Source organism: Cytobacillus firmus (assembly GCF_023657595.1).
GTDB lineage: Bacteria > Bacillota > Bacilli > Bacillales > Cytobacillaceae > Cytobacillus > Cytobacillus firmus_B.
On sequence record NZ_CP098323.1, the window covers coordinates 1 to 10,000 of the forward strand.

At 42.7% G+C, this 10,000-nt stretch carries 8 protein-coding genes (1 of these 8 cut by a window edge); all 8 read left to right on the forward strand.

All coding sequences use genetic code 11. The features are described from left to right. The gene (dnaA, locus tag NAF01_RS00005; RefSeq protein WP_048010200.1) at positions 1 to 1,347 is read left to right on the forward strand and encodes a chromosomal replication initiator protein DnaA; all 1,347 of its coding nucleotides are present in this window, start codon (positions 1 to 3) and stop codon (positions 1,345 to 1,347) included. Between the two features lie 177 nt (positions 1,348 to 1,524). Then, positions 1,525 to 2,661, forward strand: coding sequence for a DNA polymerase III subunit beta (dnaN, locus tag NAF01_RS00010; protein ID WP_048010199.1), 1,137 nt, complete (start codon positions 1,525 to 1,527; stop codon positions 2,659 to 2,661). Between the two features lie 533 nt (positions 2,662 to 3,194). Further along, positions 3,195 to 3,422 carry a S4 domain-containing protein YaaA gene (gene yaaA / locus NAF01_RS00015; RefSeq protein ID WP_396021376.1) on the forward strand — a complete coding sequence of 76 codons (228 nt, stop codon included), beginning with the start codon at positions 3,195 to 3,197 and terminating at the stop codon, positions 3,420 to 3,422. A 41-nt stretch (positions 3,423 to 3,463) separates the two neighbouring features. Beyond that, the gene (gene recF / locus NAF01_RS00020) at positions 3,464 to 4,582 is read left to right on the forward strand and encodes a DNA replication/repair protein RecF (RefSeq protein WP_048010198.1); all 1,119 of its coding nucleotides are present in this window, start codon (positions 3,464 to 3,466) and stop codon (positions 4,580 to 4,582) included. A gap of 9 nt (positions 4,583 to 4,591) precedes the next feature. Then, entirely contained in the window at positions 4,592 to 4,840 is a 249-nt protein-coding gene (remB, locus tag NAF01_RS00025; RefSeq protein ID WP_048010197.1) for an extracellular matrix regulator RemB, read from the forward strand. 119 nt (positions 4,841 to 4,959) lie between these two features. Then, a complete protein-coding gene (gene gyrB, locus NAF01_RS00030) occupies positions 4,960 to 6,882 on the forward strand; it encodes a DNA topoisomerase (ATP-hydrolyzing) subunit B (protein ID WP_226618931.1) in 1,923 nt (640 codons plus the stop codon). A 187-nt stretch (positions 6,883 to 7,069) separates the two neighbouring features. Beyond that, positions 7,070 to 9,595, forward strand: coding sequence for a DNA gyrase subunit A (gene gyrA / locus NAF01_RS00035; protein WP_048010195.1), 2,526 nt, complete (start codon positions 7,070 to 7,072; stop codon positions 9,593 to 9,595). A 96-nt stretch (positions 9,596 to 9,691) separates the two neighbouring features. After that, positions 9,692 to 10,000, forward strand: partial view of an HD-GYP domain-containing protein gene (locus NAF01_RS00040; protein WP_163140298.1) — the start only. 762 nt of this gene lie beyond the right edge of the window; only the first 309 of its 1,071 coding nucleotides appear in the window; its start codon is at positions 9,692 to 9,694; the stop codon falls past the right edge of the window.

Consider the following 10,000-nt stretch of genomic DNA (forward strand, 5'->3'; position numbering starts at 1 on the left):
TTGGAAAACATTGCGGATCTTTGGAATAATGCTCTGGCCAATATCGAGAAAAAAATCAGCAAGCCCAGTTTTGATACATGGCTGAAATCGACAAAGGCTCATTCTCTTCAGGGAGACACTTTAGTCGTTAAGGCCCCGAATGAGTTTGCCCGTGACTGGCTTGAAGAGCGTTATTCCCAGCTGATCTCCGGAATTCTTTATGACATAACCGGTGAAGAATTAGGAGTGAAATTCATCATTCCGCAAAATCAGAGTGAAGAAGAAGTCGATCTTCCTCTTCCGCCAAAAAAGAAAAAGCTGGAGGAAGAACAGCCGGAACTGCCTTTAACGATGCTGAACCCGAAGTATACATTCGACACGTTTGTCATCGGATCCGGAAACCGCTTCGCCCATGCAGCTTCACTTGCTGTAGCAGAGGCACCGGCGAAGGCATATAATCCTTTATTTATTTATGGGGGAGTTGGACTCGGAAAAACTCACCTTATGCACGCAATCGGCCATTATGTATTAGATCATAATCCATCAGCTAAAGTCGTATACTTATCTTCCGAGAAATTTACGAATGAATTTATTAACTCGATCCGAGATAACAAAGCGGGCGATTTCCGCGATAAATATCGAAATGTGGATGTTCTTCTTATCGATGATATTCAGTTTTTGGCTGGAAAAGAACAGACGCAGGAGGAATTTTTCCATACTTTTAATACATTGCATGAAGAAAGCAAGCAGATCATTATCTCAAGTGACCGTCCTCCAAAAGAAATACCGACACTGGAAGACCGTCTCCGCTCCAGATTTGAATGGGGACTAATTACTGATATTACGCCTCCCGACCTTGAAACGCGTATTGCCATACTGCGTAAAAAGGCCAAGGCGGAGGGACTTGATATTCCTAATGAGGTTATGCTTTATATTGCCAATCAGATTGACTCCAACATCCGTGAGCTTGAGGGTGCTCTGATTCGTGTAGTAGCATACTCCTCTTTAATAAATAAAGATATTAATGCCGACCTTGCAGCAGAAGCTTTAAAGGATATTATTCCAAGCTCCAAGCCAAAGGTCATTACCATCCATGAAATTCAAAGGGTGGTTGGGGAACATTTTAATGTAAAGCTTGAGGATTTTAAGGCGAAGAAACGGACAAAGTCTGTCGCATTCCCCCGTCAGATCGCCATGTACTTGTCCCGGGAATTAACCGATTTTTCTCTGCCTAAAATAGGGGAGGAATTTGGCGGAAGGGACCATACGACCGTCATTCATGCCCATGAAAAAATATCAAAGATGCTTCAATCTGATTCACAATTTGAAAAGCAGCTGAAAGAAATCAATGAATTGCTCAAGGTATAATGTGTATAACTTGACCTGACTTACACACAGTCTGTCCACATGTGGATAGGCTGTGTTTCCTTTCAAAAAATGCAGTTATCCACATACTAACAGGCCCTACTAGTACTTCTACTATTTTTTTTATAAAAAATATATATATTCAATACGCCATTAAAATATGCTTGGAGGATTTAAAAAATGAGATTTATAATCCAGCGCGACCAGTTGGTCCAAAGCGTCCAGGATGTTATGAAAGCTGTAACAAGCAGAACGACTATTCCCATCTTAACGGGGATTAAAATCGTTGCTTCTGAAGAAGGAGTTACATTAACCGGAAGCGACTCTGATATTTCCATTGAATCTTTTATTCCTAAAGAAGAAGACGGAAATGAAATTGTTGAGATCAAACAGCCTGGTGCCATCGTGCTCCAAGCGAAGTTCTTCAGTGAAATCGTTAAAAAGCTTCCGACTGACAGTGTGGAGATAAGCGTGGAGAACCATTTGCAGACAGTCATCCGCTCAGGTAAATCTGAATTCAATCTTAATGGCCTGGATGCTGAGGAATATCCGCACCTGCCTCAAATTGAAGAAGAAAAAATGTTTAAGATTCCTACGGACCTGCTAAAAGCAATGGTTCGTCAAACCGTTTTCGCAGTGTCCACCTCAGAAACACGCCCTATCTTGACAGGTGTAAACTGGAAGGTGGAAAACGGCACATTAACCTGTATTGCAACAGATAGCCACAGATTAGCTTTACGAAAAGCGCAGATCGAAACAACGGCCAGCGAAACCTACAATGTGGTTATTCCAGGAAAAAGCTTAAGTGAATTAAGCAAAATTCTTGATGACAACAATGATTTAATCGATATCGTTATTACTGAAAACCAGGTTCTCTTTAAAGCCGAGCATCTGCTGTTCTTCTCAAGGCTGCTTGAGGGAAATTATCCTGATACATCCAGACTGATCCCTTCAGACAGCAAAACTGATGTGGTCGTCAATACTAAAGAATTCCTGCAGGCTATTGACCGTGCCTCTTTACTTGCGAAAGAAGGACGTAACAATGTGGTCAAGCTTTCTACAATCGATGGCGGAGTTATCGAAATTTCATCCAACACTCCTGAAGTCGGAAAAGTAGTCGAAGAAGTGCAGAGCAAATCCGTAGAAGGCGAAGAATTAAAAATCTCCTTCAGCGCGAAATTCATGATGGATGCCCTAAAAGCACTGGAAGGCTCTGAAATTACCATCAGCTTCACCGGCGCCATGAGACCATTCATCATTAAACCGTTAAACGATGAATCAATACTCCAATTGATTCTGCCAGTTCGAACTTATTAAGAAAAAGCTGCCGGTTGTGCCGGCGGCTTACTTTTTTATTACAGATGAACGAGGGTGGCGAGGTTTAACGAGAAAAAGCTTTTAAAAGAATAGGCTGTTTAGGCGAAGTTTGTTGCTATTTGTATTAAATTTACTGAGTTGATTGTAGCGGAAGGTGCGAGATCCTTGAAAATGCATTCGCATTTTCTTCGTGCGGTGTTTGCTCAAGGAAGCTTATTCAAAGTCCTGCGGGAGTAGCGGGACAGGTGAGACCCCGCAGACGCATAGCGTCGAGGAGGCTCAGCGCACGCCCCGCGGAAAGCGAGCATCCTGGAGCGGAAATCAACGGACAAGGTTATAAGCGAAAAAACTCTTTGCATTAGCTTAAAAGCCGCCAGAATATTGGCCAACACCAGGGGAATAATGAAAATAACGGGCTGCAGTCGACTTTTCTTTGTGTATCTGAGATTTATTTAGTAAAATAGAATATTAGATACCATTCTGAAATTGTTTTGCCAAAGTGCAGAAAAAACTGCAGCACTGGAAGTCGGACAATGGGAAAGAGTGAAAATATGACGGAAATTCAAATTGATACAGAATATATTACGCTGGGCCAATTTTTAAAAGCCGCTGATGTGATTCAAACAGGCGGAATGGCCAAATGGTTCCTGAGTGAATACGAAGTCTTCGTCAACGGCGAGCAGGATCAAAGACGGGGAAGAAAGCTAAGAACCGGGGATAAAATCGAAATTCCGGATGTCGGTGAATTTACGATCATCTAAACGCCGTTTTTAGCGTTAATATTTTAAAGGATGTAGCGTCTATGCATATAGAGCAGTTGCTGTTAAAGAATTACCGGAATTACGAAGAGCTTGAAGTCAATTTCGAAAATAAAGTGAATGTAATTTTGGGAGAGAATGCCCAGGGAAAGACAAATGTCATGGAATCAATCTATGTGCTGGCAATGGCAAAGTCCCATCGGACATCAAATGACAAAGATCTTATTCGCTGGGATCAGGAATATGCTAAAATAGAGGGAAGGGTCCAAAAAAGGCAAGGATCCCTGCCCATGCAATTAGTCATCAGCAAAAAAGGCAAAAAAGCCAAATGCAATCATATAGAGCAGCAGAAATTGAGCCAGTATGTCGGCAATATGAATGTTGTGATGTTCGCGCCTGAAGATCTCCATCTAGTGAAAGGGAGCCCTCAAGTAAGGCGTCGTTTTATTGATATGGAGATTGGGCAGGTTTCACCTGTCTATTTGCATGATATCAGCCAGTATCAGAAAATCCTCCAGCAGCGCAACCACTATCTGAAAATGCTCCAGATCAAAAAGCAGACCGACCATACCATGCTTGAGATTTTAACAGAGCAATTCATTGAAATGGCTGCAAAGATTGTTTCAAAGCGCTATGAGTTCCTCAGACTCCTCGAGAATTGGGCACAGCCGATCCATGAAGGAATTTCCAGAGGGCTTGAGACCTTGAAAATTGAGTACAAGCCTTCTGCTGAGGTATCAGAAGAACAAGATTTGTCGAAAATGGTTAAAGTATATCAGGATAAATTCGAAAAAGTGAAAAACAGGGAAATAGACCGCGGCGTCACTATGTTTGGACCGCATCGCGATGATCTGATTTTTCATGTGAATGGGCGCGATGTGCAGACATTCGGTTCACAGGGCCAGCAAAGAACGACGGCTCTATCGGTCAAGCTTGCTGAAATCGAACTGATCCATTCTGAGATTGGGGAATATCCTATTCTGCTGCTGGATGACGTCCTCTCGGAATTGGACGATTATCGCCAGTCCCATTTATTGAATACCATTCAAGGAAAAGTACAGACGTTTGTCACTACTACAAGCGTTGATGGGATAGACCATCAGACACTTAAAGAAGCAGCAGCGTTCAATGTGGAATCAGGGAGAATCAAGAAGATTCAGTGAGGTGATCGCATGTACATCCATATAGGTGAAGATGTGCTGGTCCGGGCAAGGGATATTGTCGCTATTATTGATAAAGAAACAGTCCTTGCTTCCGAGTATGCAAAAGAGCATAAGGAGAGCCAGGAGGAATCAGTTGTGAACCTTGCGAAGGGTTCCTATAAATCTGTGGTCGTCACAACAGAAAAGATCTATTTTTCTCCGCTATCCTCAGGCACGTTAAAAAAACGATCCCATAAACTAAGTGTTCATGAATTTTAAAGACAGGCCGGATCCATTACGGAAAGAGGCAAGTCAGTGAAAATTATAGTTTGGCTCATCCAAATGCCAGGCTTTTTTATAGATTAGTGAAATAGAAAGTGCAGGTGACCGATGTGGCAATGGAGCAAAAGGCAGTGCAGGAACAATCCTATGATGAGAATCAGATACAGGTACTGGAAGGTCTGGAAGCGGTTCGGAAGCGTCCGGGAATGTATATCGGTTCAACAAGTGCCAAAGGGCTTCACCATCTTGTTTGGGAAATAGTCGATAATAGTATAGATGAAGCACTGGCAGGCTATTGTTCTGAAATCAATGTGATTATCGAAAAGGATAATAGTATTACGGTAGTGGATAACGGACGTGGTATACCAGTCGGAATCCATGAAAAAATGGGGCGCCCGGCAGTCGAAGTCATTATGACGGTTCTTCATGCAGGCGGTAAGTTCGGAGGCGGCGGATACAAGGTTTCCGGAGGTCTGCATGGTGTTGGTGCTTCTGTAGTTAATGCACTATCAACTGAACTGGAAGTATTTGTTCATCGTGACGGCAAGAAACATTATCAGAAATTTGAGCGCGGCGTTCCAAGTGCTGATCTTGAAGTGATTGGGGAAACCGATCACACAGGAACTACCATCCACTTTAAGCCGGACGGTGAAATTTTCACTGAAACGCTTGAATATGATTATGAAACACTTGCAAACCGCATTCGTGAGCTGGCTTTCCTGAATAGAGGATTAACCATCACGATTGAAGATAAACGTGAGGAAAATAAGAAAAATGAATATATGTACGAGGGCGGCATTAAATCGTACGTTGAACATTTGAATAGAACGAAAGAAGTTCTCCATGAAGAACCAATCTATATTGAGGGAGAACGTGAAGGCATTACAGTTGAAGTCTCCATTCAGTATAATGATGGCTACACAAGCAATATTTATTCTTTTGCCAATAACATTAATACGTATGAAGGCGGAACACATGAATCAGGATTTAAAACGGCTCTAACAAGAGTCATTAATGATTACGCCCGAAAAAGCGGTTTATTCAAAGATAGTGATGCTAACCTTTCTGGGGAAGACGTTCGTGAAGGTTTAACGGCGATTGTATCTGTTAAGCATCCAGACCCGCAGTTTGAAGGACAGACTAAAACGAAGCTTGGCAATTCAGAGGTGCGTACTGCAACTGATACGATTTTTGCGGAAGCTCTTGAGAAGTTCCTGCTGGAAAATCCGTCAGTAGCCAAGAAAATTGTCGAAAAGGGATTAATGGCTGCACGTGCCAGACTGGCAGCTAAGAAAGCCCGTGAACTGACAAGAAGAAAGAGTGCTTTGGAAGTATCAAGTCTGCCGGGGAAACTGGCCGACTGCTCATCTAAAGATGCCTCCATATCAGAACTTTACATCGTTGAGGGTGACTCTGCCGGCGGCTCAGCCAAACAGGGGCGCGACCGTCACTTCCAGGCAATCCTGCCGTTAAGAGGGAAAATCCTTAACGTTGAAAAAGCCCGTCTGGATCGAATTCTTTCCAACAATGAAGTGCGGGCTATGATTACTGCAGCCGGTACAGGGATTGGCGAAGATTTTGATATTGCAAAAGCCAGATATCATAAGATTGTGATCATGACCGATGCCGATGTGGATGGAGCTCATATTCGAACATTATTATTAACCTTCTTCTACCGTTATATGAGACAAATTTTAGAAGCGGGCTATATTTACATTGCGCAGCCGCCGCTTTATAAAATACAGCAGGGCAAGAAGATTGAATATGCCTATAATGAACGCCAGCTTGAACAAGTAATGAGCACCATGTCCAGCCAGCCTAAGCCGAATGTTCAGCGCTATAAGGGTCTGGGCGAGATGAATCCAGGCCAGCTGTGGGAGACAACGATGAATCCCGAAACACGAACACTGCTGCAGGTGAGCCTTGAAGATGCCATTGAAGCAGATGAAACGTTTGAAATATTAATGGGCGATAAAGTGGAACCACGACGAAACTTTATTGAAGAAAACGCCCAATATGTTAAAAACTTAGATATATGATCAAAAGACAGGATAGTTTACTATCCTGCTTTTACATAAAAACGGTTTTCACAGGGTTTGTTGCTTTTCGTATCTTATTTGCTGAGTTAATTGGAGCGGAGATCAACGGACTATATTTTAATAAATGTTTTACAAATTAAGAGGCTATGGGTAAACTCCAGGTCCCTTAAAAAGGGAGGTTCTTTAAATGGCTGATACGCCAAGGTCCCAAATAAAAGAAATTAACATTAGCCAGGAAATGCGTTCATCATTCCTGGACTATGCCATGAGTGTAATTGTTTCACGTGCCCTTCCGGATGTGCGTGATGGCTTAAAGCCGGTGCATCGCCGCATTCTTTATGCGATGCACGATCTCGGCATGCATTCAGATAAGCCTTATAAAAAATCAGCACGTATTGTCGGAGATGTAATTGGTAAGTATCATCCGCATGGTGACTCTGCTGTTTATGAAACAATGGTGCGTATGGCACAGGACTTTAACTATCGATACATGCTGGTTGATGGACACGGAAACTTCGGTTCAGTGGATGGCGACTCTGCAGCTGCCATGCGTTATACAGAAGCACGTATGTCCAAAATATCAATGGAGCTTTTACGGGATATCAATAAAGACACCATTGATTATCAGGATAACTATGATGGGGAAGAAAAGGAGCCGGTTGTATTGCCTGCCCGTTTCCCTAATTTGCTGGTCAATGGAACGTCAGGAATCGCTGTCGGGATGGCCACTAATATTCCTCCCCACCAGCTTGGTGAAGTAATTGATGGGGTTCTAGCGATAAGCAAAGACCCTGAAATGACTATTCCGGAACTAATGGATATTATCCCTGGGCCGGACTTTCCGACTGCCGGAATGATTTTAGGAAGAACCGGAATCCGCAAAGCCTATGAAACCGGCCGCGGTTCAATTACTTTGCGCGCTAAAGTAGAGATTGAAGAAAAAGCTAATGGCAAAGAGACCATTCTCGTACATGAAATTCCATACCAGGTTAACAAAGCAAAGCTGATTGAAAAAATTGCGGAACTTGTCAGAGATAAGAAAATTGATGGTATTACCGACCTGCGTGATGAATCTGACCGTAATGGAATGCGAATTGTCATTGAAGTCAGAAGAGACGCAAATGCAAGTGTATTATTAAATAATCTCTATAAACAAACTGCCCTCCAGACAAGCTTTGGAATTAATCTTCTGGCATTGGTGGATGGACAGCCTAAGGTTCTGAATTTAAAGCAGTGTCTTGAGTATTATTTAGAACATCAAAAGGTTGTTATACGCCGGAGGACACAGTTTGAATTAAGAAAAGCAGAAGCCCGCGCACATATTTTAGAAGGCTTAAGGATCGCCCTTGATCATCTTGATGAGGTTATTAGTCTGATCCGCAGCTCACAGACAACTGATATTGCACGAGAAGGCTTAATGACCAAATTCAATCTTTCCGAAAAACAGGCTCAGGCTATCCTGGACATGCGTCTGCAGCGTCTGACAGGCTTGGAGCGTGAAAAGATTGAAGAAGAATATGCAAACCTTGTAGCCCTTATAGCGGAATTAAAAGCTATTTTGGCTGACGAAGAAAAAGTACTGGAAATTATCCGTGAAGAATTAACGGAGATCAAGGAAAGATTCAACGATAAACGCCGGACTGAAATAGTCGCAGGCGGTATCGAAAATATTGAAGACGAAGACCTGATCCCACGCGAGAATATTGTTCTGACACTAACTCATAAGGGATACATCAAGCGTCTCCCAGTCTCGACTTACCGCGCCCAAAAACGCGGAGGGCGGGGAATCCAGGGAATGGGAACAAATGAGGATGATTTTGTGGAACACCTCATTACCACATCCACACACGATACAATTCTTTTCTTTACGAACAAAGGAAAGGTTTATCGCGCTAAAGGATATGAAATACCTGAATTCAACCGTACTGCGAAGGGGATTCCAATCATTAACCTTCTTGGAGTGGACAAAGATGAATGGGTAAATGCGATAATTCCTGTTGAAGAATTTGCCGATGATTGGTTCCTGTTCTTTACCACTAAACAGGGGATTTCCAAGCGTTCACCATTATCATCCTTTGCCAATATCCGCAATAATGGCTTAATTGCTTTAAATCTGCGTGAAGATGATGAATTAATTTCAGTGCGTCTGACAGATGGCAGCAAGGAGATCATTATTGGAACCAGCCATGGCATGCTGATCCGATTCCCTGAAGAAGATGTTCGTTCGATGGGAAGAACGGCAACTGGTGTTAAGGGAATTAACTTAAGCAGTGGTGATGAAGTCGTTGGCATGGAAGTTCTTGAGGATGACAGCCAAGTTCTGATTGTAACCAAAAACGGCTATGGAAAACGTACTCCAGCCGAAGAATACCGTGTTCAGGGCAGAGGCGGTAAAGGAATCAAGACCTGCAACATCACGGATAAGAACGGAAGCCTTGTTTCCATGAAAGCTGTCACAGGGGAAGAAGACGTTATGCTTATTACAACAGGCGGCGTACTAATCCGTATGGCAGTCAGTGATATTTCCACCATGGGAAGAAACACGCAGGGTGTCAGACTCATCCGCATAAATGAAGAGGCAGGCGAAGCGGTATCGACTGTAGCCAGAGTTGAAAAAGAAGAGGAAAAAGATGACGAAGAATTAACAAAGCCTCTTGAAGATGCCGATTCACTTCCAGAAGAAGAAGTAACTGGCGATAATAGCGAAGAATAACTGCAATAAATTTTGAGGGACACAGATTTGTGTTCCTTTTTTTTGTCCAAATAAAGTAAAATAGTAAAAAAGACTCATATTTGGAGTGTGGAAACAGTGCGTGTACCCATACAGGAATTAAGAGAAGGCTGTATTTTATCCGAAGATGTTTTCAGTTTGACGAATCGCCCTATTATCAGCCAAAAAACAGTGCTGACGAAGGAATTGCTGGATATTATGAAAATATTTCTGATTGAGGAAGCAGAAGTTGAAACTACCATGGTCAGCGGGAAGTCAATGACTTCTGCCGGGAACATGGATGAAGCCGAAGAGGAAGTGGAATCAAATTATATTAGTACATTTCTAAAAGGCGTTCAACATTTCAAAAGGGAATTCACATCCTGGCAATCAGGCCTTCCGGTGGAT